Origin of the sequence: Escherichia sp. WS1152 (assembly GCF_046487665.1) — a bacterium.
GTDB classification, from domain to species: domain Bacteria; phylum Pseudomonadota; class Gammaproteobacteria; order Enterobacterales; family Enterobacteriaceae; genus Escherichia; species Escherichia coli.
Genome location: NZ_JBJQJA010000003.1, coordinates 21415 through 45344, shown reverse-complemented (window position 1 = coordinate 45344; position 23930 = coordinate 21415). Strand labels below are relative to the sequence as shown.

General features: G+C 50.9%; 21 protein-coding genes. 15 read left to right on the top strand and 6 right to left on the bottom strand.

Annotated features, from left to right (window positions below):
• Positions 1–10: 10 nt before the first annotated feature.
• Together btuF and mtnN are read right to left on the bottom strand one after the other, a co-directional pair.
• Positions 11–811, bottom strand: coding sequence for a vitamin B12 ABC transporter substrate-binding protein BtuF (gene btuF / locus ACJHW7_RS06445; protein ID WP_021556428.1), 801 nt, complete (start codon positions 809–811; stop codon positions 11–13).
• A complete protein-coding gene (gene mtnN, locus ACJHW7_RS06440) occupies positions 804–1502 on the bottom strand; it encodes a 5'-methylthioadenosine/S-adenosylhomocysteine nucleosidase (protein WP_021556429.1) in 699 nt (232 codons plus the stop codon). The genes btuF and mtnN overlap by 8 nt, the downstream gene beginning before the upstream one ends.
• A gap of 83 nt (positions 1503–1585) precedes the next feature.
• Here mtnN and dgt point away from each other — a divergent pair, with 83 nt between their 5' ends.
• From dgt to cdaR, 3 genes are all read left to right on the top strand, one after another.
• Positions 1586–3103, top strand: coding sequence for a dGTPase (dgt, locus tag ACJHW7_RS06435; protein ID WP_000057067.1), 1518 nt, complete (start codon positions 1586–1588; stop codon positions 3101–3103).
• A gap of 129 nt (positions 3104–3232) precedes the next feature.
• Positions 3233–4657 carry a serine endoprotease DegP gene (gene degP, locus ACJHW7_RS06430; RefSeq protein ID WP_000753946.1) on the top strand — a complete coding sequence of 475 codons (1425 nt, stop codon included), beginning with the start codon at positions 3233–3235 and terminating at the stop codon, positions 4655–4657.
• Between the two features lie 154 nt (positions 4658–4811).
• On the top strand, positions 4812–5969 hold the full coding sequence (gene cdaR / locus ACJHW7_RS06425; RefSeq protein WP_000929439.1) for a DNA-binding transcriptional regulator CdaR: 1158 nt from the start codon (positions 4812–4814) through the stop codon (positions 5967–5969).
• An 88-nt stretch (positions 5970–6057) separates the two neighbouring features.
• On the opposite strand, the gene ACJHW7_RS06420 is transcribed toward cdaR, so the two are convergent.
• From ACJHW7_RS06420 to map, 4 genes are all read right to left on the bottom strand, one after another.
• On the bottom strand, positions 6058–6444 hold the full coding sequence (locus ACJHW7_RS06420) for a DUF3461 family protein (RefSeq protein ID WP_000272188.1): 387 nt from the start codon (positions 6442–6444) through the stop codon (positions 6058–6060).
• Between the two features lie 313 nt (positions 6445–6757).
• Positions 6758–7582 (bottom strand): 2,3,4,5-tetrahydropyridine-2,6-dicarboxylate N-succinyltransferase, encoded by an 825-nt coding sequence (gene dapD / locus ACJHW7_RS06415; RefSeq protein ID WP_001186646.1) that lies wholly within the window; start codon positions 7580–7582, stop codon positions 6758–6760.
• Between the two features lie 30 nt (positions 7583–7612).
• Entirely contained in the window at positions 7613–10285 is a 2673-nt protein-coding gene (gene glnD / locus ACJHW7_RS06410) for a bifunctional uridylyltransferase/uridylyl-removing protein GlnD (protein ID WP_021556430.1), read from the bottom strand.
• Positions 10286–10346: 61 nt separating this feature from the next.
• Positions 10347–11141: a type I methionyl aminopeptidase gene (gene map, locus ACJHW7_RS06405; protein ID WP_001018194.1), complete on the bottom strand. Its 795-nt coding sequence runs from the start codon at positions 11139–11141 to the stop codon at positions 10347–10349.
• Between the two features lie 367 nt (positions 11142–11508).
• On the opposite strand from map, the gene rpsB reads away from it, so the two are divergent.
• From rpsB to fabZ, 12 genes are all read left to right on the top strand, one after another.
• The gene (gene rpsB, locus ACJHW7_RS06400) at positions 11509–12234 is read left to right on the top strand and encodes a 30S ribosomal protein S2 (RefSeq protein WP_000246882.1); all 726 of its coding nucleotides are present in this window, start codon (positions 11509–11511) and stop codon (positions 12232–12234) included.
• 134 nt (positions 12235–12368) lie between these two features.
• Positions 12369–13220 (top strand): translation elongation factor Ts, encoded by an 852-nt coding sequence (gene tsf, locus ACJHW7_RS06395; protein ID WP_000818114.1) that lies wholly within the window; start codon positions 12369–12371, stop codon positions 13218–13220.
• 146 nt (positions 13221–13366) lie between these two features.
• The gene (pyrH, locus tag ACJHW7_RS06390) at positions 13367–14092 is read left to right on the top strand and encodes a UMP kinase (protein ID WP_000224573.1); all 726 of its coding nucleotides are present in this window, start codon (positions 13367–13369) and stop codon (positions 14090–14092) included.
• 149 nt (positions 14093–14241) lie between these two features.
• Positions 14242–14799 carry a ribosome recycling factor gene (gene frr, locus ACJHW7_RS06385; RefSeq protein WP_000622418.1) on the top strand — a complete coding sequence of 186 codons (558 nt, stop codon included), beginning with the start codon at positions 14242–14244 and terminating at the stop codon, positions 14797–14799.
• Between the two features lie 93 nt (positions 14800–14892).
• Positions 14893–16089 (top strand): 1-deoxy-D-xylulose-5-phosphate reductoisomerase, encoded by a 1197-nt coding sequence (gene ispC, locus ACJHW7_RS06380; protein WP_000811923.1) that lies wholly within the window; start codon positions 14893–14895, stop codon positions 16087–16089.
• A gap of 188 nt (positions 16090–16277) precedes the next feature.
• On the top strand, positions 16278–17036 hold the full coding sequence (gene ispU, locus ACJHW7_RS06375; RefSeq protein ID WP_001295562.1) for a (2E,6E)-farnesyl-diphosphate-specific ditrans,polycis-undecaprenyl-diphosphate synthase: 759 nt from the start codon (positions 16278–16280) through the stop codon (positions 17034–17036).
• Positions 17037–17048: 12 nt separating this feature from the next.
• Positions 17049–17906: a phosphatidate cytidylyltransferase gene (gene cdsA, locus ACJHW7_RS06370; RefSeq protein ID WP_000922446.1), complete on the top strand. Its 858-nt coding sequence runs from the start codon at positions 17049–17051 to the stop codon at positions 17904–17906.
• A gap of 11 nt (positions 17907–17917) precedes the next feature.
• Positions 17918–19270 (top strand): sigma E protease regulator RseP, encoded by a 1353-nt coding sequence (gene rseP / locus ACJHW7_RS06365; protein ID WP_001295561.1) that lies wholly within the window; start codon positions 17918–17920, stop codon positions 19268–19270.
• A 29-nt stretch (positions 19271–19299) separates the two neighbouring features.
• The gene (gene bamA / locus ACJHW7_RS06360; protein WP_001240896.1) at positions 19300–21732 is read left to right on the top strand and encodes an outer membrane protein assembly factor BamA; all 2433 of its coding nucleotides are present in this window, start codon (positions 19300–19302) and stop codon (positions 21730–21732) included.
• A gap of 121 nt (positions 21733–21853) precedes the next feature.
• Entirely contained in the window at positions 21854–22339 is a 486-nt protein-coding gene (skp, locus tag ACJHW7_RS06355; protein ID WP_000758956.1) for a molecular chaperone Skp, read from the top strand.
• Positions 22340–22342: 3 nt separating this feature from the next.
• On the top strand, positions 22343–23368 hold the full coding sequence (gene lpxD, locus ACJHW7_RS06350) for a UDP-3-O-(3-hydroxymyristoyl)glucosamine N-acyltransferase (protein ID WP_001139279.1): 1026 nt from the start codon (positions 22343–22345) through the stop codon (positions 23366–23368).
• A gap of 104 nt (positions 23369–23472) precedes the next feature.
• The gene (gene fabZ / locus ACJHW7_RS06345; RefSeq protein ID WP_000210739.1) at positions 23473–23928 is read left to right on the top strand and encodes a 3-hydroxyacyl-ACP dehydratase FabZ; all 456 of its coding nucleotides are present in this window, start codon (positions 23473–23475) and stop codon (positions 23926–23928) included.
• Positions 23929–23930 lie beyond the last annotated feature (2 nt).

Below are 23930 nucleotides of genomic sequence, written 5' to 3'. Positions count from 1 at the left end.
AGGTCAGGCGCTAATCTACCTGTGAAAGCGCATTACAGAGCTGTTGTGCAGCGAGGATAATACGTGGGCTTGCACGTTCAAACCAGTCACTCGTGAGAGGAATAACGGGAATTTTGAGCTGTTCACCCCAGTATTGTTTGATTTTAGGAATTTGGTCCGGTCCGCCTGTAATGACAATCGCCTGTGGCGAGCGTGCTAACACCTGTTCGCGGCTAACTTGCGGCCAGGGAACCCGGCTGTCTTTAAAGATGTTTTCTCCGCCACAAACTTCGAGTACCTGGTTTTGAATCGACTCTTTTCCACTGGTAAATGGCGGATTAATGCCGAATTGCAGAAAAACACGTTTTTTAGGTTTATCAGCATATTGCGCTTTCAATTGCGCGTACTGATCCAGCAGGGATTGCGCGGCTTGTTCGGCCTTATGCGGTTGCGGACTCCAGGGGGCCAGTTGACGTAACGCATTGGCAATTTGTTCAATGCTTGTCGCATCGACCCACATCACTTTTATTCCCAGCGAAGCCAGCTGGTCAACCTGCCGCTCGGCATTACCTCCACGCCAGGCAATCACCAGATCGGGTTTCAGCGCGACAATGCGTTCCAGATTCATCCCCTGCCAGGTGGAAACCTGTTCAATCTTTTGCGCTTGTGGAGGATAGTCGGAATAGCTGCTGACCCCAACCGGCGTGATCCCGGCGGCAAAGGCAAGTTCAGTGTTGGCGGGAGAAAGCGTGATGACGCGCGGTGCCGCGTTGAGCCACAGTGGCGCAAGAAAAGACAGGGCGACCAGCGCCCTGAACAGTGACTTAGCCATGTGCCAGTTTCTGCACCAGTGACTCAACCATCAGGCTGGACTGTTTAGCGGCAACAGCCAGGAACTCATCGAAGCTAAGATGAGACTGTTGATCGGCCACGTCGGAGATGGCGCGTACGACAACAAACGGGACGTTGAAATTGTGGCAGACATGGGCGATTGCCGTCGCTTCCATCTCTACAGCAATGGCCTGTGGGAAGTTGTGGCGGATTTTCGCCAGACCAACAGAACCGTTGATGAAAGCGTCGCCGCTAACAATCAGGCCACGTACAGCGTTAAGATTCAGTTCGGCAATGCAGGCCTCAGCGGCAGCGATCAGTTTATCGTCAGCTTTAAAGCCTGCCGGACAGCCTGGTAACTGACCGTATTCATAACCAAATGCCGTGACATCCGCGTCGTGATAACGTGCTTCGTCCGAGACAACGATATCGCCCACTTTCAACGTTGGTGCCAGGCCACCGGCAGAACCGGTGTTAATAATCACATCTGGCTTGCAGTGTTCCAACAGCAAAGTGGCACCCAGCGCCGCAGCGACTTTACCGATGCCCGATTTCAGAAGCGCAACCTCGATTCCATTCAGTTGGCCGGTATAGATTTCGCAACCGCCCAGACTGATAGTTTGACGGTTTTCGATTTTGTCACGCAGCAGCGTAACTTCTTCTTCCATTGCACCAATGATGCCGATTTTCATAGATTTACTCGCGATAAGCCCGATTTGAAGGCATAGTTTACCATGCGCTTACGGGGAAGCGTATTTCTCACGCGGGAGAGGACATGGCACAGATTGATTTCCGAAAAAAAATAAACTGGCATCGTCGTTACCGTTCACCGCAGGGCGTTAAAACCGAACATGAGATCCTGCGGATCTTCGAGAGCGATCGCGGGCGTATCATCAACTCTCCGGCAATTCGTCGTCTGCAACAAAAGACCCAGGTTTTTCCACTGGAGCGCAATGCCGCCGTGCGCACGCGTCTTACCCACTCGATGGAAGTCCAGCAGGTGGGGCGCTACATCGCCAAAGAAATTTTAAGCCGTCTGAAAGAGCTTAAATTGCTGGAAGCATACGGCCTGGATGAACTGACCGGACCTTTTGAAAGCATTGTTGAGATGTCATGCCTGATGCACGATATCGGCAATCCGCCGTTTGGTCATTTTGGCGAAGCAGCGATAAATGACTGGTTTCGCCAACGTTTGCACCCGGAAGATGCCGAAAGCCAGCCTCTGACTGACGATCGCTGCAGCGTGGCGGCACTACGTTTACGGGACGGGGAAGAACCGCTTAACGAGCTGCGGCGCAAGATTCGTCAGGACTTATGTCATTTTGAGGGGAATGCACAAGGCATTCGTCTGGTGCATACATTGATGAGGATGAATCTCACCTGGGCACAGGTTGGCGGTATTTTAAAATATACCCGTCCGGCGTGGTGGCGTGGCGAAACGCCTGAGACACATCACTATTTAATGAAAAAGCCGGGTTATTATCTTTCTGAAGAAGCCTATATTGCCCGGTTGCGTAAAGAACTTAATTTGGCGCTTTACAGCCGTTTTCCATTAACGTGGATTATGGAAGCTGCCGACGACATCTCCTATTGTGTGGCAGATCTTGAAGATGCGGTAGAGAAAAGAATATTTACCGTTGAGCAGCTTTATCATCATTTGCACGAGGCGTGGGGCCAGCATGAGAAAGGTTCGCTCTTTTCGCTGGTGGTTGAAAATGCCTGGGAAAAATCACGCTCAAATAGTTTAAGCCGCAGTACGGAAGATCAGTTTTTTATGTATTTACGGGTAAACACCCTAAATAAACTGGTACCCTACGCGGCACAACGATTTATTGATAATCTGCCTGCGATTTTCGCCGGAACGTTTAATCATGCATTATTGGAAGATGCCAGCGAATGCAGCGATCTTCTTAAGCTATATAAAAATGTCGCTGTAAAACATGTGTTTAGCCATCCAGATGTCGAGCAGCTTGAATTGCAGGGCTATCGGGTCATTAGCGGATTATTAGAGATTTATCGCCCTTTATTAAGCCTGTCGTTATCAGACTTTACTGAACTGGTAGAAAAAGAACGGGTGAAACGTTTCCCTATTGAATCGCGCTTATTCCACAAACTCTCGACGCGCCATCGGCTGGCCTATGTCGAAGCTGTCAGTAAATTACCGTCAGATTCTCCTGAGTTTCCGCTATGGGAATATTATTACCGTTGCCGCCTGCTGCAGGATTATATCAGCGGTATGACCGACCTCTATGCGTGGGATGAATACCGACGTCTGATGGCCGTAGAACAATAACCAGGCTTTTGTAAAGACGAACAATAAATTTTTACCTTTTGCAGAAACTTTAGTTCGGAACTTCGCGCTATAAAACGAATCTGAAGAACACAGCAATTTTGCGTTATCTGTTAATCGAGACTGAAATACATGAAAAAAACCACATTAGCACTGAGTGCACTGGCTCTGAGTTTAGGTTTGGCGTTATCTCCGCTCTCTGCAACGGCGGCTGAGACTTCTTCAGCAACGACAGCCCAGCAGATGCCAAGCCTTGCACCGATGCTCGAAAAGGTGATGCCTTCAGTGGTCAGCATTAACGTAGAAGGTAGCACAACCGTTAATACGCCGCGTATGCCGCGTAATTTCCAGCAGTTCTTCGGTGATGATTCTCCGTTCTGCCAGGAAGGTTCTCCGTTCCAGAGCTCTCCGTTCTGCCAGGGGGGCCAGGGCGGTAATGGCGGCGGCCAGCAACAGAAATTCATGGCGCTGGGTTCCGGCGTCATCATTGATGCCGATAAAGGCTATGTCGTCACCAACAACCACGTTGTTGATAACGCGACGGTCATTAAAGTTCAACTGAGCGATGGCCGTAAGTTCGACGCGAAGATGGTTGGCAAAGATCCGCGCTCTGATATCGCGCTGATCCAGATCCAGAACCCGAAAAACCTGACCGCAATTAAGATGGCGGATTCTGATGCACTGCGCGTGGGTGATTACACCGTAGCGATTGGTAACCCGTTTGGTTTGGGCGAGACGGTAACTTCCGGGATTGTCTCTGCGTTGGGGCGTAGCGGCCTGAATGCCGAAAACTACGAAAACTTCATCCAGACCGATGCAGCGATCAACCGTGGTAACTCCGGTGGTGCGCTGGTTAACCTGAACGGCGAACTGATCGGTATCAACACCGCGATCCTCGCACCGGACGGCGGCAACATCGGTATCGGTTTTGCTATCCCGAGTAACATGGTGAAAAACCTGACCTCGCAGATGGTGGAATACGGCCAGGTGAAACGCGGTGAGCTGGGTATTATGGGGACTGAGCTGAACTCCGAACTGGCGAAAGCGATGAAAGTTGACGCCCAGCGCGGTGCTTTCGTAAGCCAGGTTCTGCCTAACTCCTCCGCTGCAAAAGCGGGCATTAAAGCAGGTGATGTGATCACCTCACTGAACGGTAAGCCAATCAGCAGCTTTGCCGCACTGCGTGCTCAAGTGGGTACTATGCCGGTGGGCAGCAAACTGACCCTGGGCTTGCTGCGCGACGGTAAGCAGGTCAACGTGAATCTGGAACTGCAGCAGAGCAGCCAGAATCAGGTTGATTCCAGCTCCATCTTCAACGGCATTGAAGGCGCTGAGATGAGCAACAAAGGCAAAGATCAGGGCGTGGTAGTGAACAACGTGAAAACGGGCACTCCGGCTGCGCAGATCGGCCTGAAGAAAGGTGATGTGATTATTGGCGCGAACCAGCAGGCAGTGAAAAACATCGCTGAACTGCGTAAAGTTCTCGACAGCAAACCGTCTGTGCTGGCACTGAACATTCAGCGCGGCGACAGCACCATCTACCTGTTAATGCAGTAATCTCCCTCAACCCCTTCCTGAAAACGGGAAGGGGTTCTCCTTACAATCTGTGAACTTCACCACAACTCCATACATCTTCATCATCCTTTAGGCATTTGCACAATGCCGTACGTTACGTACTTCCTTATGCTAAGCCGTGCATAACGGAGGACTTATGGCTGGCTGGCATCTTGATACCAAAATGGCGCAGGATATCGTGGCACGTACCATGCGCATCATCGATACCAATATCAACGTAATGGATGCCCGCGGGCGAATTATCGGCAGCGGCGATCGTGAGCGTATTGGTGAATTGCACGAAGGAGCATTGCTGGTACTTTCACAGGGACGAGTCGTCGATATTGATGACGCGGTGGCACGTCATCTGCACGGTGTGCGGCAGGGGATTAATCTACCGTTACGGCTGGAAGGTGAAATTGTCGGCGTAATTGGCCTGACAGGTGAACCAGAGAATCTGCGTAAATATGGCGAACTGGTCTGCATGACGGCTGAAATGATGCTGGAACAGTCGCGGTTGATGCACTTGTTGGCGCAGGATAGCCGTTTGCGGGAGGAACTGGTGATGAACCTGATTCAGGCAGAGGAGAATACTCCCGCACTTACTGAATGGGCGCAACGGCTGGGGATCGATCTCAATCAACCGCGAGTGGTGGCTATTGTTGAGGTCGACAGCGGTCAGCTTGGTGTGGACAGCGCAATGGCGGAGTTACAACAACTGCAAAACGCGCTGACTACGCCCGAACGTAATAATCTGGTGGCGATTGTCTCGCTAACCGAAATGGTGGTGTTGAAACCGGCGTTGAACTCTTTTGGGCGCTGGGATGCAGAAGATCATCGTAAGCGAGTTGAACAACTGATTACCCGCATGAAAGAGTACGGCCAGCTGCGTTTTCGCGTTTCACTGGGCAACTATTTTACCGGTCCTGGCAGTATTGCCCGATCCTATCGTACGGCGAAAACGACGATGGTGGTGGGTAAACAGCGGATGCCAGAAAGTCGCTGCTATTTTTATCAGGATCTGATGTTACCTGTGTTACTCGACAGTTTGCGTGGCGACTGGCAGGCCAACGAACTGGCGCGACCGCTGGCGCGGCTGAAAGCGATGGACAATAACGGCTTGCTGCGACGAACGCTGGCGGCGTGGTTTCGTCACAATGTGCAACCGCTGGCTACGTCAAAGGCGCTGTTTATTCATCGTAATACCCTGGAGTATCGGCTTAATCGTATATCGGAACTGACCGGGCTTGATTTGGGCAATTTTGATGACAGGTTGCTGCTGTATGTGGCGTTACAACTGGATGAAGAGCGGTAGATTATGCGTTAAGGTTGAGGCGGCGCTGGCTCATTCCCCTCAGCCCGAAGGGGAGAGGGGAATGCCCGAGTTAACCGTCAATTCGGGATTATTTACGCGTTAGTTTTTCCAGATCGGCTTCAATCTCGCTGATCTTATTGGTTACGACTGACTCCAGGTGACGTAAGTCGTCGAGGATCTTACGCTTAAGATCAACTTCGCTGCGGTCACGCTGGCAGATTTGATCAAGCTCATCAATGATATACCGTAGATTCGGGCTGATTTCCTGGACTTCTTTATAACCCTGACCCACACCATCAGCGACGACCGTTTTACGCTGACGCGGATATTTAAACTTAACGCTCTTGGCGAAAAACTCGCCTTTGTCTTTCTGGAAATAGATTTTCAGAATATCGTTGTTGGCTTCCTGCCGGAGGCTGTAACGATCAATTTCTTCAGGATTGGTAATACCCAGACTTTTCAGATTGTCGTACATAGCGTTACCTCAAAATGAGTCAGTAAATTGTGCTTATTTTAGCATTTGGCCTGGCCCGCCCGGCTCGACTGTGATCGCAGAAAGCCTTTTTCTTCCAGACTTCTATCATGGCGTAAAAATCAAAAAATTACCTGCTTTATTGTGGCGATATTCCATGGGATGGATTAGCACATTTATCTTCGTTTTGCGAATTACATGACAGTCCGAAACAAGATGAAAAAGTATTTAAAAAAGGGGGAGGAAGAATGAGTAGGACGAATTATTCTGAACCAGAAAGCAATCGGGCAGCGTCGTGCTGCCCGTGTGCATACTTTTAGTCGATGGTACGCAACAGTTCGTTAATGCCGACTTTGCCGCGAGTTTTCGCGTCAACTTTCTTAACGATAACCGCACAGTAAAGACTGTATTTGCCATCTTTCGACGGCAGATTGCCTGAAACAACCACAGACCCCGCCGGAACGCGTCCGTAGTGGACTTCGCCAGTTTCGCGATCATAGATCTTGGTGCTTTGCCCAATGTAAACACCCATTGAGATCACCGAACCTTCTTCTACGATGACGCCTTCAACGATTTCTGAACGCGCGCCGATGAAGCAGTTATCTTCAATAATGGTCGGGTTAGCCTGCAGCGGTTCCAGCACACCGCCGATGCCCACGCCACCGGAAAGGTGGACGTTTTTACCAATCTGCGCACAAGAACCGACGGTCGCCCAGGTATCGACCATGGTGCCTTCATCAACATATGCGCCGATGTTGACGTAAGACGGCATCAGCACGGTGTTACGGGCAATAAACGCACCCTGACGTACCGCCGCAGGTGGTACAACGCGGAAGCCTTCTTTCTGGAAACGTGCTTCGTCGTAGTCGGCGAATTTCATCGGCACTTTGTCGAAGTAGCGGCTTTCTGCCCCTTCGATCACCTGATTATCATTAATACGGAAAGAGAGCAGCACCGCTTTTTTCAACCACTGATGCGTCACCCACTGACCGTCAATTTTTTCCGCTACACGCAGTGCGCCGGAATCCAGCAGGGCGATCACCTGATTTACCGCTTCGCGGGTAACGGTGTCTGCATTGGCTGGCGTGATCTCGGCACGGCGTTCAAAAGCGGTTTCAATAATGTTCTGTAACTGCTGCATTGTTAAACTCTTTTCATATCAGTAAACACATCACCCTTTATCGTTTGGATTGAGGGCCTCTGTCAACCGCTGATGCACTTCCTGCTGCAACTCGTTATTAAGTGCACGCCGGTCAGCGGTGGCAATTATGAATAAATCTTCTACTCGCTCGCCAATGGTTGTAATTCGGGCACCATGAAGCGAAATTCCCAGATCGGCAAAAATTTTCCCGACTCGCGCCAGCAGCCCAGGTTGGTCGAGGGCGATCAGTTCGAGGAACGATTTGCGGTCGGTATGGGTTGGCAAAAACGTCACTTCGGTTTCAACAGTAAAATGGCGCAATTTGGCGGGTTGGCGACGGGGCTGCGGTGGCTGCCAGCTACTTTGTGTCAGTACTTGCTCCAGACCAAACCGAATAACCTCATGGCGATCTGCGGACAGCGGGCTGCCATCGGGTTCCAGCACGATAAAGGTATCCATCGCCATACCGTCGCGAGTGGTGAATATTTGTGCGTCGTGAACGCTTAAGTTGCGTCTATCTAACTCGGCACAAACAGCAGCAAACAAGTAAGGGCGGTCCGGGCTCCAGATAAAAATCTCGGTGCCTCCACGCGTAGCCTGCGGGCTAAGCAATACCAGCGGTTTGCTTAAATCATGCTGTAATAAATGGCGCGCATGCCAGGCCAGTTGATTTGGGCTATGACGGACAAAATAGTTCGCGCGACAGCGTGACCAAATTTGGTGCAGCGCCTCTTCGTCGATGTTATCCATGCGCAGTAGTGCCAGCGCCTGGAGTTGGTGATGGCGAACCCGTTCGCGCATATCCGGCGTGTTTTGCATTCCGCGTCGTAGCTGCTTTTCGGTGGCGAAATAGAGTTCGCGCAACAGACTTTGCTTCCAGCTATTCCACAGCGTTTCGTTGGTGGCACAAATGTCAGCCACTGTCAGGCATACCAGATAGCGCAGACGATTTTCCGTTTGAACTTCTTCGGCAAACTGCTTGATGACTTCCGGGTCCTGAATATCGCGACGCTGAGCTGTCACCGACATCAGCAAGTGCTGGCGAACCAGCCAGGCGACCAGCTGTGTTTCGCGTGAGTTCAGCCCGTGGAGTTCGGCAAAATGCACTACATCCTGAGCACCGAGAATAGAGTGGTCGCCGCCGCGTCCTTTGGCGATATCGTGAAACAGCGCGGCGATGAAAATCAGCTCAGTTGACGGTAGGCGCGGCCAGACGTCCACACACAACGGATGGCGCTGGCGCGTTTCTTCACTGGCAAAACTCTCCAGTTTCAGCATCACGCGGATAGTATGTTCATCCACCGTGTAGGCGTGGAACAGATCAAACTGCATCTGCCCGACGATATGTGACCATTGCGGCATATACGCGCCGAGTACGCTATGGCGATGCATTGGCAATAGCCCGCGCCGCACCGCTCCGGGGTGACGCAGAATGCTCAAAAACAGTTTTCGTGCTTCCGGAATATTACACAGCGGTTGTTGCAGATGGCGCCGGGCATGGCGTAACTGGCGCAGCGTGGTGGAGTAAATGCCGGTGATCGCACTGTTGCGCACCATGGTGTAGAACATACGTAAGATAGCTTCCGGCTGGTGCATAAATAGTGTTTCATCACGCAGGTCGATTAGCGTACCGCGTAGCTGAAACTCATCGTCGATTGGACGTGGTTTTTCGTCGGCGGGAAGGGCGAGGATGGCTTCATCGAACAGTTGCAGCAGCATCTGGTTGAGTTCACTGACGCGGCGTGTCACGCGGAAGTAATCCTTCATCATCCGCTCGACCGGTTCGTTACCTTCGCCACTGTAATTCAGACGCTGGGCGACGCTAAGCTGGCGATCGAATAACAGGCGATTATCGTAACGGCTGACGACCAGATGCAGGGCAAAGCGAATACGCCACAATATATGCAGACATTCGTTTAATTCCGCCCGCTCCGCTGAGGTTAAGAAGCCAAACCCAACCATTTCATCCAGCGATGTTGCGCCAAAATGACGGCGGGCCACCCATTGCAGAGTGTGGATATCGCGCAAGCCGCCAGGGCTACTTTTGATGTCTGGTTCAAGATTGTAGCTGGTGCCGTGGTAACGCTGATGGCGCTGGTTCTGTTCTTCAACTTTCGCCGCGTAGAACTTGTCGGAAGGCCAGAATCCTTCGCTGAAAATATGTTTTTGCAGTTCAAGAAATAGCGCAACATCGCCAATTAATAAGCGGGATTCGATCAAATTGGTGGCGACGGTTAAATCCGATAACCCTTCCAGCATGCACTCTTCAAGCGTGCGCACACTATGACCGACTTCCAGCTTTACATCCCAGAGCAGCGTTAACAGCTCGCCCACTTTTTGCGCCTGATCGTCCGGGAGCTTTTTACGGCTTAAAATCAGTAAATCGATGTCAGAAAGTGGATGCAGCTCGCCACGACCGTAGCCACCGACGGCGACCAATGCCAGGTCGGCAATCTGGCTGAATCCCGCTTCAATCCATAATCGTTGCAGGAGCTGGTCGATAAACTCGGTGCGCGCCTCAATCAACTGTTCTGCAGAGATCCCATTGTCAAAGGCATCACCCAGCCAACGCTGGAAAGTATCGATATGGGCTTTTATCCCACCGACGGTTAATTCATCACGGGGCCAGGCGCATGGATTTTGCGGTTGACCGGGCAGGGTGGGGAGAGCGGTGTTTGCGTACTGTTCTGGAAGGGTATTCATTGTGCGCCACCCATAAGATTAAATTATCGCATTAAAAAAGCCGGCATTCGCCGGCTTCATCTTATTCGTCGTGCGAGATTATCGCCGGGATGGTGTCATCCTTGCGTAGCGTCAGAATTTCGCAGCCGTTATCAGTCACCACAATAGTATGCTCATATTGTGCAGACAAGCTGCGATCTTTGGTTTTTACCGTCCAGCCATCTTTCATGGTGCGGATCTCTTTTTTACCCGCGTTGACCATTGGCTCGATGGTGAACGTCATCCCAGGTTTCAGTACGACGTTGGTTTCACGGGAGTCATAGTGCAGCACCTGCGGTTCTTCGTGGAAGCCGCGACCAATACCGTGTCCGCAATATTCACGAACGACGGAGAAGCCTTCTGCTTCGACAAATTTCTGAATCGCCGCACCGATTTCGCGTAGATTAATGCCTGGTTTTACCATGCGTAGCGCCAGGTACAGGCTTTCTTGCGTGATGCGGCACAGACGTTCGCCCATGATGGTCGGCTTACCGACGATAAACATTTTCGAGGTATCGCCGTGGAAACCATCTTTGATTACGGTGACATCAATGTTAACGATATCGCCATCTTTCAGCAGCTTAGCATCGTCCGGGATACCGTGGCACACCACTTCATTAATTGAGATGCAAACGGATTTCGGATAACCGTGATAGCCGAGGCAGGCAGAAACCGCGTGTTGTTCATTAACAATGTAATCATTACAGATGCGATCCAGCTCGCCGGTGCTGACGCCCGGTTTAACATATGGTTCGATCATCTCCAGCACTTCGGCAGCCAGTCGGCCAGCGACGCGCATTTTTTCGATATCTTCTGGGGTCTTGATTGAGATAGCCATTAATTCTGTCCATCAGCGTCGGTGATACCGACAATATATATGCAAGTGCCGTCAATGGTATCACACCCGGGCAAATTGAGAATCATTCTGAATTTCGCCAAACGTGCCACTGAAGGTTTTCTATAATAGAAAATTCGACGTCTGATGCTGTACACAGCGCCAACAATTATTGGTGTCCACGGCGTATTTGTGGTATAAAGCGCGCCGGACTTCCGATCCATTTCGTATACACAGACTGGACGGAAGCGACAATCTCACTTTGTGTAACAACACACACGTATCGGCACATATTCCGGGGTGCCCTTTGGGGTCGGTAATATGGGATACGTGGAGGCATAACCCCAACTTTTATATAGAGGTTTTAATCATGGCAACTGTTTCCATGCGCGACATGCTCAAGGCTGGTGTTCACTTCGGTCACCAGACCCGTTACTGGAACCCGAAAATGAAGCCGTTCATCTTCGGTGCGCGTAACAAAGTTCACATCATCAACCTTGAGAAAACTGTACCGATGTTCAACGAAGCTCTGGCTGAACTGAACAAGATTGCTTCTCGCAAAGGTAAAATCCTTTTCGTTGGTACTAAACGCGCTGCAAGCGAAGCGGTGAAAGACGCTGCTCTGAGCTGCGACCAGTTCTTCGTGAACCATCGCTGGCTGGGCGGTATGCTGACTAACTGGAAAACCGTTCGTCAGTCCATCAAACGTCTGAAAGACCTGGAAACTCAGTCTCAGGACGGTACTTTCGACAAGCTGACCAAGAAAGAAGCGCTGATGCGCACTCGTGAGCTGGAGAAACTGGAAAACAGCCTGGGCGGTATCAAAGACATGGGCGGTCTGCCGGACGCTCTGTTTGTAATCGATGCTGACCACGAACACATTGCTATCAAAGAAGCAAACAACCTGGGTATTCCGGTATTTGCTATCGTTGATACCAACTCTGATCCGGACGGTGTTGACTTCGTTATCCCGGGTAACGACGACGCAATCCGTGCTGTGACCCTGTACCTGGGCGCTGTTGCTGCAACCGTACGTGAAGGCCGTTCTCAGGATCTGGCTTCCCAGGCGGAAGAAAGCTTCGTAGAAGCTGAGTAATAAGGCACGCTCGTACGAGCCCTTATAGACCAGGTAGTACACGTTTGGTTAGGGGGCCTGCATATGGCCCCCTTTTTCACTTTTATATCTGTGCGGTTCAATGCCGGGCAGATCACATCTCCGAGGATTTTAGAATGGCTGAAATTACCGCATCCCTGGTAAAAGAGCTGCGTGAGCGTACTGGCGCAGGCATGATGGATTGCAAAAAAGCACTGACTGAAGCTAACGGCGACATCGAGCTGGCAATCGAAAACATGCGTAAGTCCGGTGCTATTAAAGCAGCGAAAAAAGCAGGCAACGTTGCTGCTGACGGCGTGATCAAAACCAAAATCGACGGCAACTACGGCATCATTCTGGAAGTTAACTGCCAGACTGACTTCGTTGCAAAAGACGCTGGTTTCCAGGCGTTCGCAGACAAAGTTCTGGACGCAGCTGTTGCTGGCAAAATCACTGACGTTGAAGTTCTGAAAGCACAGTTCGAAGAAGAACGTGTTGCGCTGGTAGCGAAAATTGGTGAAAACATCAACATTCGCCGCGTTGCTGCGCTGGAAGGCGACGTTCTGGGTTCTTATCAGCACGGTGCGCGTATCGGCGTTCTGGTTGCTGCTAAAGGCGCTGACGAAGAGCTGGTTAAACACATCGCTATGCACGTTGCTGCAAGCAAGCCAGAATTCATCAAACCGGAAGACGTATCCGCTGAAGTGGTAGAGAAAGAATACCAGGTACAGCTGGATATCGCGATGCAGTCTGGTAAGCCGAAAGAAATCGCAGAGAAAATGGTTGAAGGCCGCATGAAGAAATTCACCGGCGAAGTTTCTCTGACCGGTCAGCCGTTCGTTATGGAACCAAGCAAAACTGTTGGTCAGCTGCTGAAAGAGCATAACGCTGAAGTGACTGGCTTCATCCGCTTCGAAGTAGGTGAAGGCATCGAGAAAGTTGAGACTGACTTTGCAGCAGAAGTTGCTGCGATGTCCAAGCAGTCTTAATTATCGAAAAGGAGCCGCCTGAGGGCGGCTTCTTTTTGTGCCCATCTTGTAAATTCAGCTAACCCTTGTGGGGCTGCGCTGAAAAGCGACGTACAATGTCGCTAGTATTAATTCATTTCAATCGTTGACAGTCTCAGGAAAGAAACATGGCTACCAATGCAAAACCCGTCTATAAACGCATTCTGCTTAAGTTGAGTGGCGAAGCTCTGCAGGGCACTGAAGGCTTCGGTATTGATGCAAGCATACTGGATCGCATGGCTCAGGAAATCAAAGAACTGGTTGAACTGGGTATTCAGGTTGGTGTGGTGATTGGTGGGGGTAACCTGTTCCGTGGCGCTGGTCTGGCGAAAGCGGGTATGAACCGCGTTGTGGGCGACCACATGGGGATGCTGGCGACCGTAATGAACGGCCTGGCAATGCGTGATGCACTGCACCGCGCCTATGTGAACGCTCGCCTGATGTCCGCTATTCCATTGAATGGCGTGTGCGACAGCTACAGCTGGGCAGAAGCTATCAGCCTGTTGCGCAACAACCGTGTGGTGATCCTCTCCGCCGGTACAGGTAACCCGTTCTTTACCACCGACTCAGCAGCTTGCCTGCGTGGTATCGAAATTGAAGCCGATGTGGTGCTGAAAGCAACCAAAGTTGACGGCGTGTTTACTGCTGATCCGGCGAAAGATCCAACTGCAACCATGTACGAGCAATTGACTTACAGCGAAGTGCTGGAAAAAGAGCTGAAAGTCATGGACCTGGCGGCCTTCACGCTGGCTCGTGACCATAAATTACCGATTCGTGTTTTCAACATGAACAAACCGGGTGCGCTGCGCCGTGTGGTAATGGGTGAAAAAGAAGGGACTTTAATCACGGAATAATTCCCGTGATGGATAAATAAGGGTAAGATTCCGCGTAAGTATCGCGGGGGATCTTACCCGTAATATGTTTAATCAGGGCTATACTTAGCACACTTCCACTGTGTGTGACTGTCTGGTCTGACTGAGACAAGTTTTCAAGGATTCGTAACGTGATTAGCGATATCAGAAAAGATGCTGAAGTACGCATGGACAAATGCGTAGAAGCGTTCAAAACCCAAATCAGCAAAATACGCACGGGTCGTGCTTCTCCCAGCCTGCTGGATGGCATTGTCGTGGAATATTACGGCACGCCGACGCCGCTGCGTCAGCTGGCAAGCGTAACGGTAGAAGATTCCCGTACTCTGAAAATCAACGTGTTTGATCGTTCAATGTCTCCGGCCGTTGAAAAAGCGATTATGGCGTCCGATCTTGGCCTGAACCCGAACTCTGCGGGTAGCGACATCCGTGTTCCGCTGCCGCCGCTGACGGAAGAACGTCGTAAAGATCTGACCAAAATCGTTCGTGGTGAAGCAGAACAAGCGCGTGTTGCAGTACGTAACGTGCGTCGTGACGCGAACGACAAAGTGAAAGCACTGTTGAAAGATAAAGAGATCAGCGAAGACGACGATCGCCGTTCTCAGGACGATGTACAGAAACTGACTGATGCTGCAATCAAGAAAATTGAAGCGGCGCTGGCAGACAAAGAAGCAGAACTGATGCAGTTCTGATTTCTTGAACGACAAAAAAACGCCGCTCAGTAGATCCTTACGGATCGGCTGGCGGCGTTTTGCTTTTTATTCTGTCTCAACTCTGGATGTTTCATGAAGCAACTCACCATTCTGGGCTCGACTGGCTCGATTGGTTGCAGCACGCTGGACGTGGTGCGCCATAATCCCGAACACTTCCGCGTAGTTGCGCTGGTGGCAGGCAAAAATGTCACTCGCATGGTAGAACAGTGCCTGGAATTCTCTCCCCGCTATGCCGTAATGGACGATGAAGCGAGTGCGAAACTTCTTAAAACGATGCTACAGCAACAGGGTAGCCGCACCGAAGTCTTAAGTGGGCAACAAGCCGCTTGCGATATGGCAGCGCTTGAGGATGTTGATCAGGTGATGGCAGCCATTGTTGGCGCTGCTGGGCTGTTACCTACGCTTGCTGCGATCCGCGCGGGTAAAACCATTTTGCTGGCCAATAAAGAATCACTGGTTACCTGCGGACGTCTGTTTATGGACGCCGTAAAGCAGAGCAAAGCGCAATTGTTACCGGTCGATAGCGAACATAACGCCATTTTTCAGAGTTTACCGCAACCTATCCAGCATAATCTGGGATACGCTGACCTTGAGCAAAATGGCGTGGTGTCCATTTTACTTACCGGGTCTGGTGGCCCTTTCCGTGAGACGCCATTGCGCGATTTGGCAACAATGACGCCCGATCAAGCCTGCCGTCATCCGAACTGGTCGATGGGACGTAAAATTTCTGTCGATTCGGCTACCATGATGAACAAAGGTCTGGAATACATTGAAGCGCGTTGGCTGTTTAACGCCAGCGCCAGCCAGATGGAAGTGCTGATTCACCCGCAGTCAGTGATTCACTCAATGGTGCGCTATCAGGACGGCAGTGTTCTGGCGCAGCTGGGGGAACCGGATATGCGTACGCCAATTGCCCACACCATGGCATGGCCGAATCGCGTGAACTCTGGCGTGAAGCCGCTCGATTTTTGCAAACTAAGTGCGTTGACATTTGCCGCACCGGATTATGATCGTTATCCATGCCTGAAACTGGCGATGGAGGCGTTCGAACAAGGCCAGGCAGCGACGACAGCATTGAATGCCGCAAACGAAATCACCGTTGCTGCTTTTCTTGCGCAACAAATCCGCTTTACGGATATCGCTGCGTTGAATTTATCCGTACTGGAAAAAATGGATATGCGCGAACCACAATGTGTGGACGATGTGTTATCTGTTGATGCGAACGCGCGTGAAGTCGCCAGAAAAGAGGTGATGCGTCTCGCAAGCTGAGGATAATCCGGCTACAGAGAGTCGCGCTATTTGTTAGCGTAGGGCTTCAGTGATATAGTCTGCGCCATCTGATCGTAAGTAGTTGGCTTTATAAGGTCAGGTATGCCGTGGTTTTACACGGCTTTTTTTTGTATAGGCTTCAGTATTCCTGAGTACCGTAAACCCTGTCAGGGAATAAAAAACGCGTGATGTTGTCTGCTACTCAACCACTTAGCGAAAAATTGCCAGCGCATGGCTGCCGTCATGTTGCGATCATTATGGACGGCAATGGTCGCTGGGCAAAAAAGCAAGGGAAGATTCGTGCCTTTGGGCATAAAGCCGGGGCAAAATCCGTCCGCCGGGCTGTCTCTTTTGCGGCCAACAACGGTATTGAGGCGTTAACGCTGTATGCCTTTAGTAGTGAAAACTGGAACCGACCAGCGCAGGAAGTCAGTGCGTTAATGGAACTGTTTGTGTGGGCGCTCGATAGCGAAGTAAAAAGTCTGCACCGACATAACGTGCGTCTGCGTATTATTGGCGATACCAGTCGCTTTAACTCGCGTTTGCAAGAACGTATTCGTAAATCTGAAGCGCTAACAGCCGGGAATACCGGTCTGACGCTGAATATTGCGGCGAACTACGGTGGACGTTGGGATATAGTCCAGGGAGTCAGGCAACTGGCTGAAAAGGTGCAGCAAGGAAACCTGCAACCAGATCAGATAGATGAAGAGATGCTAAACCAGCATGTCTGTATGCATGAACTGGCCCCTGTAGATTTAGTAATTAGGACTGGGGGGGAGCATCGCATTAGTAACTTTTTGCTTTGGCAAATTGCCTATGCCGAACTTTACTTTACAGATGTTCTCTGGCCCGATTTCGATGAACAAGACTTTGAAGGGGCGTTAAATGCCTTTGCTAATCGAGAGCGTCGTTTCGGCGGCACCGAGCCCGGTGATGAAACAGCCTGATGGGGGTCGCTTTTGCTGAAGTATCGCCTGATATCTGCTTTTGTGTTAATACCCGTCGTCATCGCGGCGTTGTTTCTGTTGCCGCCGGTGGGGTTCGCCATTGTAACGCTGGTGGTCTGCATGCTGGCAGCGTGGGAATGGGGACAGCTTAGCGGTTTTACCACTCGTTCGCAGCGAGTATGGTTGGCGGTGTTATGCGGGTTATTGTTGGCGCTGATGCTTTTTCTGTTGCCGGAATATCACCGAAATATTCATCAACCGCTGGTTGAAATCTCACTTTGGGCTTCGTTGGGTTGGTGGATTGTCGCGCTATTGCTGGTGCTGTTTTACCCAGGTTCCGCAGCAATCTGGCGTAACTCTAAAACATTGCGCCTTATTTTTGGCGTGCTAACCATTGTTCCCTTCTTCTGGGGCATGCTGGCGTTACGGGCCTGGCACTATGACGAGAATCATTACAGTGGCGCAATATGGCTGCTCTATGTCATGATCCTGGTATGGGGCGCTGACTCTGGCGCATATATGTTTGGCAAATTGTTTGGTAAACATAAGCTGGCACCGAAGGTTTCTCCGGGTAAAACCTGGCAAGGCTTTATAGGTGGACTAGCGACCGCAGCGGTAATCTCATGGGGTTATGGCATGTGGGCGAATCTCGACGTCGCTCCCGTCACCTTACTCATTTGCTCTATTGTCGCAGCGTTAGCCTCAGTGCTCGGCGATCTGACCGAGAGTATGTTTAAGCGTGAAGCAGGAATTAAGGACAGCGGTCATTTAATTCCAGGACACGGTGGTATTTTAGATCGTATTGATAGCCTGACGGCTGCGGTACCGGTCTTTGCTTGCTTGTTGTTACTGGTATTCAGGACGCTTTAACGGAAGGTAATATGCTGAGTTTTCTCTGGGATTTGGCTTCGTTCATCGTTGCACTGGGTGTACTTATCACCGTGCATGAATTTGGTCATTTCTGGGTTGCCCGGCGTTGTGGTGTTCGCGTTGAGCGTTTCTCAATAGGGTTTGGTAAGGCGCTCTGGCGGCGAACTGATAAGCTCGGCACCGAATATGTTATCGCCCTGATCCCGCTGGGCGGTTATGTCAAAATGCTGGATGAGCGCGCAGAACCGGTCGTTCCGGAACTCCGCCACCATGCCTTCAATAATAAATCTGTCGGCCAACGAGCGGCGATTATTGCCGCAGGTCCGGTTGCAAACTTCATTTTTGCTATCTTTGCCTACTGGCTGGTTTTTATTATTGGTGTGCCTGGCGTACGTCCGGTGGTTGGCGAAATAGCAGCCAATTCGATAGCTGCGGAAGCACAAATTGCACCAGGTACGGAACTAAAAGCCGTAGATGGTATCGAAACGCCTGATTGGGATGCCGTGCGTTTGCAGTTGGTCGATAAAATTGGCGATGAAAGCACCACCATTACAGTAGCGCCATTTGGCAGCGACCAACGGCGGGATGTAAAGCTCGATTTACGTCACTGGGCGTTTGAGCCTGATAAAGAAGATCCGGTATCTTCGCTGGGGATTCGTCCTCGTGGGCCGCAAATTGAACCTGTACTGGAAAATGTGCAGCCAAACTCGGCGGCAAGCAAGGCAGGTTTGCAAGCAGGCGACAGGATCGTTAAAGTCGATGGTCAGCCCTTAACGCAGTGGGTGACCTTTGTGATGCTTGTCCGGGATAACCCGGGTAAATCCTTAGCGTTAGAAATCGAAAGGCAGGGGAGTCCCTTGTCTTTGACATTAATCCCGGAGAGTAAACCGGGTAATGGTAAAGCGATTGGTTTTGTCGGTATTGAGCCGAAAGTCATTCCTTTGCCAGATGAGTATAAAGTTGTACGCCAGTATGGGCCGTTCAACGCCATCGTCGAAGCCACGGACAAAACGTGGCAGCTGATGAAGCTGACGGTCAGTATGCTGGGAAAATTGATCACCGGTGATGTGAAACTGAACAACCTCAGTGGGCCGATCTCTATCGCCAAGGGGGCTGGGATGACAGCGGAACTCGGGGTAGTTTATTACCTGCCGTTTCTTGCGCTTATTAGCGTGAACTTAGGGATAATTAACCTGTTTCCGTTGCCCGTACTTGACGGGGGGCATCTGCTGTTCCTTGCGATCGAAAAGATCAAGGGCGGACCGGTATCCGAGCGGGTTCAAGACTTTTGTTATCGCATTGGCTCGATTCTGCTGGTGCTGTTAATGGGGCTTGCACTTTTCAATGATTTCTCTCGGTTATGAGAGTTAGTTAGGAAGAACGCATAATAACGATGGCGATGAAAAAGTTGCTCATAGCGTCGCTGCTGTTTAGCAGCGCCACCGTATACGGTGCTGAAGGGTTCGTAGTGAAAGATATTCATTTCGAAGGCCTTCAGCGTGTCGCCGTTGGTGCGGCCCTCCTCAGTATGCCGGTGCGCACAGGCGACACGGTTAATGATGAAGATATCAGTAATACCATTCGCGCTCTGTTTGCTACCGGCAACTTTGAGGATGTTCGCGTCCTTCGTGATGGTGATACCCTTCTGGTTCAGGTAAAAGAACGTCCGACCATTGCCAGCATTACTTTCTCCGGTAACAAATCGGTGAAAGATGACATGCTGAAGCAAAACCTCGAGGCTTCTGGTGTGCGTGTGGGCGAATCCCTCGATCGCACCACCATTGCCGATATCGAGAAAGGTCTGGAAGACTTCTACTACAGCGTCGGTAAATATAGCGCCAGCGTAAAAGCTGTCGTGACCCCGCTGCCGCGCAACCGTGTTGACCTAAAACTGGTGTTCCAGGAAGGTGTGTCAGCTGAAATCCAGCAAATTAACATTGTTGGTAACCATGCTTTCACCACCGACGAACTGATCTCTCATTTCCAACTGCGTGACGAAGTGCCGTGGTGGAACGTGGTAGGCGATCGTAAATACCAGAAACAGAAACTGGCGGGCGACCTTGAAACCCTGCGCAGCTACTATCTGGATCGCGGTTATGCCCGTTTCAACATCGACTCTACCCAGGTCAGTCTGACGCCAGATAAAAAAGGTATTTACGTCACGGTGAACATTACCGAAGGCGATCAGTACAAGCTTTCTGGCGTTGAAGTGAGCGGCAACCTTGCCGGGCACTCCGCTGAAATTGAGCAGCTGACTAAGATCGAGCCGGGCGAGCTGTATAATGGCACCAAAGTGACCAAGATGGAAGATGACATCAAAAAGCTTCTCGGTCGCTATGGTTATGCCTATCCGCGCGTACAGTCGATGCCTGAAATTAACGATGCCGACAAAACCGTTAAATTACGCGTGAACGTTGATGCGGGTAACCGTTTCTACGTGCGTAAGATCCGTTTTGAAGGTAACGATACCTCGAAAGATGCCGTCCTGCGTCGCGAAATGCGTCAGATGGAAGGTGCATGGCTGGGAAGCGATCTGGTCGATCAGGGTAAGGAGCGTCTGAATCGTCTGGGCTTCTTTGAAACTGTCGATACCGATACCCAACGTGTTCCGGGTAGCCCGGACCAGGTAGATGTAGTCTACAAGGTGAAAGAACGTAACACCGGTAGCTTCAACTTCGGGATTGGTTACGGTACTGAAAGTGGCGTGAGCTTCCAGGCTGGCGTGCAACAGGATAACTGGTTAGGTACAGGTTATGCTGTTGGTATCAACGGGACCAAAAACGATTACCAGACCTATGCTGAATTGTCGGTAACCAACCCGTACTTCACTGTAGATGGTGTAAGCCTCGGTGGTCGTCTCTTCTATAATGACTTCCAGGCAGATGACGCCGACCTGTCCGACTATACCAACAAGAGTTATGGTACAGACGTGACGTTGGGCTTCCCGATCAACGAATATAACTCGCTGCGTGCAGGTCTGGGTTATGTACATAACTCCCTGTCCAACATGCAGCCTCAGGTTGCGATGTGGCGTTATCTGTACTCTATGGGTGAACATCCGAGCACCTCTGATCAGGATAACAGCTTCAAAACGGACGACTTCACGTTCAACTATGGTTGGACCTATAACAAGCTTGACCGTGGTTACTTCCCGACAGATGGTTCACGTGTCAACCTGACCGGTAAAGTGACCATTCCTGGATCGGATAACGAATACTACAAAGTGACGTTAGACACGGCGACTTATGTGCCGATCGATGACGATCACAAATGGGTTGTTCTGGGGCGTACCCGCTGGGGTTATGGTGATGGTTTAGGCGGCAAAGAGATGCCGTTCTACGAGAACTTCTATGCCGGTGGTTCCAGCACCGTGCGTGGCTTCCAGTCCAATACCATTGGTCCGAAAGCAGTTTACTTCCCGCATCAGGCCAGTAATTATGATCCGGACTATGATTACGAATGTGCGACTCAGGACGGCGCGAAAGACCTGTGTAAATCGGATGATGCTGTAGGCGGTAACGCCATGGCGGTTGCCAGCCTCGAGTTCATCACCCCGACGCCGTTTATTAGCGATAAGTATGCTAACTCGGTTCGTACTTCCTTCTTCTGGGATATGGGTACCGTTTGGGATACAAACTGGGATTCCAGCCAATATTCTGGATATCCGGACTATAGTGATCCAAGCAATATCCGTATGTCTGCGGGTATCGCATTACAATGGATGTCCCCATTGGGGCCGTTGGTGTTCTCCTACGCCCAGCCGTTCAAAAAGTACGATGGAGACAAGGCAGAACAGTTCCAGTTTAACATCGGTAAAACCTGGTAAGTGTTCTCCACAAAGGAATGTAGTGGTAGTGTAGCGATGACTTTAGGCGATCAATATAAGATCGCCGGGCCACGCAAAGAACTGCACCCTCCGGTGCAAATGGGATGGTAAGGAGTTTATTGTGAAAAAGTGGTTATTAGCTGCAGGTCTCGGTTTAGCACTGGCAACATCTGCTCAGGCGGCTGACAAAATTGCAATCGTCAACATGGGCAGCCTGTTCCAGCAGGTAGCGCAGAAAACCGGTGTTTCTAACACGCTGGAAAATGAGTTCAAAGGCCGTGCCAGCGAACTGCAGCGTATGGAAACCGATCTGCAGGCTAAAATGAAAAAGCTGCAGTCCATGAAAGCGGGCAGCGATCGCACTAAGCTGGAAAAAGACGTGATGGCTCAGCGCCAGACTTTTGCTCAGAAAGCGCAGGCTTTTGAGCAGGATCGCGCACGTCGTTCCAACGAAGAACGCGGCAAACTGGTTACTCGTATCCAGACTGCTGTGAAATCCGTTGCCAACAGCCAGGATATCGATCTGGTTGTTGATGCAAACGCCGTTGCTTACAACAGCAGCGATGTAAAAGACATCACTGCCGACGTACTGAAACAGGTTAAATAAGTAATGCCTTCAATTCGACTGGCTGATTTAGCGCAGCAGTTGGATGCAGAACTACACGGTGATGGCGATATCGTCATCACCGGCGTTGCGTCCATGCAATCTGCACAAACAGGTCACATTACGTTCATGGTTAACCCAAAATACCGTGAGCATTTAGGCTTGTGCCAGGCGTCCGCGGTTGTCATGACCCAAGACGATCTTCCTTTCGCGAAAAGTGCCGCGCTGGTAGTGAAGAATCCCTACCTGACTTACGCGCGCATGGCGCAAATTTTAGATACCACGCCGCAGCCCGCGCAGAACATTGCACCCAGTGCGGTGATCGACGCGACGGCGAAGCTGGGTAACAATGTATCGATTGGCGCTAACGCGGTGATTGAGTCCGGCGTTGAACTGGGCGATAACGTGATTATCGGTGCCGGTTGCTTCGTAGGTAAAAACAGCAAAATCGGTGCAGGTTCGCGTCTCTGGGCGAACGTAACCATTTACCATGAGATCCAGATCGGTCAGAATTGCCTGATCCAGTCCGGAACAGTGGTAGGCGCAGACGGCTTTGGTTATGCCAACGATCGTGGTAACTGGGTGAAGATCCCACAGATTGGTCGCGTAATTATTGGCGATCGCGTGGAGATCGGTGCCTGCACAACCATCGATCGCGGCGCGCTGGATGACACTATTATTGGCAATGGCGTGATCATTGATAACCAGTGCCAGATTGCACATAACGTCGTGATTGGCGACAATACGGCGGTTGCCGGTGGCGTCATTATGGCGGGCAGCCTGAAAATTGGTCGTTACTGCATGATCGGCGGAGCCAGCGTAATCAACGGGCATATGGAAATATGCGACAAAGTGACGGTTACGGGCATGGGTATGGTGATGCGTCCCATCACTGAACCAGGCGTCTATTCCTCAGGCATTCCGCTGCAACCCAACAAAGTCTGGCGCAAAACCGCTGCACTGGTGATGAACATTGATGACATGAGCAAGCGTCTGAAATCGCTTGAGCGCAAGGTTAATCAACAAGACTAACGTTCCATCTTTTGTTCGCCAAACTTTACGGCCTGTCTCATTCTTACGATTGCGGCAGGCCGTGTTATTATTGTCGTTTCTTATATTTTGACAGGAAGAGTATCTTGACTACTAACACTCATACTCTGCAGATTGAAGAGATTTTAGAACTTCTGCCGCACCGTTTCCCTTTCTTACTGGTGGATCGCGTGCTGGATTTTGAAGAAGGTCGTTTTCTGCGCGCAGTAAAAAATGTCTCTGTCAATGAGCCATTCTTCCAGGGCCATTTCCCTGGAAAACCGATTTTCCCGGGTGTGCTGATTCTGGAAGCAATGGCACAGGCAACAGGTATTCTGGCGTTTAAAAGCGTAGGAAAACTGGAACCGGGTGAGCTGTACTATTTCGCTGGTATTGACGAAGCGCGCTTCAAGCGCCCGGTCGTGCCTGGCGATCAAATGATCATGGAAGTCACTTTCGAAAAAACGCGCCGCGGCCTGACCCGTTTTAAAGGGGTTGCTCTGGTCGACGGTAAAGTAGTTTGCGAAGCAACGATGATGTGTGCTCGTAGCCGGGAGGCCTGATA

Bases quoted from the DNA above. Each gene is read 5' to 3' on its own strand.
- btuF (WP_021556428.1), bottom strand. From the start codon at position 811: ATGGCTAAGTCACTGTTCAGGGCGCTGGTCGCCCTGTCTTTTCTTGCG.
- mtnN (WP_021556429.1), bottom strand. From the start codon at position 1,502: ATGAAAATCGGCATCATTGGTGCAATGGAAGAAGAAGTTACGCTGCTG.
- dgt (WP_000057067.1), top strand. From the start codon at position 1,586: ATGGCACAGATTGATTTCCGAAAAAAAATAAACTGGCATCGTCGTTAC.
- degP (WP_000753946.1), top strand. From the start codon at position 3,233: ATGAAAAAAACCACATTAGCACTGAGTGCACTGGCTCTGAGTTTAGGT.
- cdaR (WP_000929439.1), top strand. From the start codon at position 4,812: ATGGCTGGCTGGCATCTTGATACCAAAATGGCGCAGGATATCGTGGCA.
- ACJHW7_RS06420 (WP_000272188.1), bottom strand. From the start codon at position 6,444: ATGTACGACAATCTGAAAAGTCTGGGTATTACCAATCCTGAAGAAATT.
- dapD (WP_001186646.1), bottom strand. From the start codon at position 7,582: ATGCAGCAGTTACAGAACATTATTGAAACCGCTTTTGAACGCCGTGCC.
- glnD (WP_021556430.1), bottom strand. From the start codon at position 10,285: ATGAATACCCTTCCAGAACAGTACGCAAACACCGCTCTCCCCACCCTG.
- map (WP_001018194.1), bottom strand. From the start codon at position 11,141: ATGGCTATCTCAATCAAGACCCCAGAAGATATCGAAAAAATGCGCGTC.
- rpsB (WP_000246882.1), top strand. From the start codon at position 11,509: ATGGCAACTGTTTCCATGCGCGACATGCTCAAGGCTGGTGTTCACTTC.
- tsf (WP_000818114.1), top strand. From the start codon at position 12,369: ATGGCTGAAATTACCGCATCCCTGGTAAAAGAGCTGCGTGAGCGTACT.
- pyrH (WP_000224573.1), top strand. From the start codon at position 13,367: ATGGCTACCAATGCAAAACCCGTCTATAAACGCATTCTGCTTAAGTTG.
- ispC (WP_000811923.1), top strand. From the start codon at position 14,893: ATGAAGCAACTCACCATTCTGGGCTCGACTGGCTCGATTGGTTGCAGC.
- ispU (WP_001295562.1), top strand. From the start codon at position 16,278: ATGTTGTCTGCTACTCAACCACTTAGCGAAAAATTGCCAGCGCATGGC.
- rseP (WP_001295561.1), top strand. From the start codon at position 17,918: ATGCTGAGTTTTCTCTGGGATTTGGCTTCGTTCATCGTTGCACTGGGT.
- bamA (WP_001240896.1), top strand. From the start codon at position 19,300: ATGGCGATGAAAAAGTTGCTCATAGCGTCGCTGCTGTTTAGCAGCGCC.
- lpxD (WP_001139279.1), top strand. From the start codon at position 22,343: ATGCCTTCAATTCGACTGGCTGATTTAGCGCAGCAGTTGGATGCAGAA.